The sequence below is a fragment of the Bartonella jaculi genome (genome assembly GCF_039543045.1).
GTDB classification, from domain to species: Bacteria; Pseudomonadota; Alphaproteobacteria; order Rhizobiales; family Rhizobiaceae; genus Bartonella; species Bartonella jaculi.
The window spans coordinates 1-514 of record NZ_BAABIZ010000209.1; the positions used below are offsets into that span (position 1 = coordinate 1).

General features: G+C 38.9%; 1 protein-coding gene. It reads right to left on the reverse strand.

What is annotated here, in order from left to right:
- A partial coding sequence (locus ABD915_RS10220; protein WP_345117859.1) for a hypothetical protein occupies positions 1–514 on the reverse strand: 514 nt, incomplete at both ends.

Here is a 514-nt window from a genome sequence, read left to right on the forward strand (position 1 = left end):
TCACCTTTAATGACCGCATTGCGAAAAATCTTTACATTTGCAAAAATACAAGCATATCCAGAAATTTTCGCATTGCCATAAATTTTTGTATCATTAAAGACACAAGCGTAATAATGAACGCGCGCATTTTCGAAAATATGAGCATCAGGATAAATGCGTGCAAAGCCATAGACCTCTGCATTGCCATAAATATTACCAGCCACAACAGCCTTGCCATAAACACGGGCATTTTCATAAATGCAAGCAACATTGTTCACATGGGCATAACCACTTACAACGGCATTATCGAAAACCCGCGCATTGCTATAAACTTTAGCTTTACCACCAACCCAGCAATTGCCATCATGAGAGAGGTTGCTTTCACCTTGTATAAAACCACCGAGGTCCCCTTTTTTGACATCACCAAAATCTCTTAAAGCTCTAATTCTATGCAGCGTTTTAAAGCCAACCTCTATTGTTTCACCCGTGAATTCGTATTTTTTTGCAGGCTCTTGTTTATTATTAGATGCGGTTT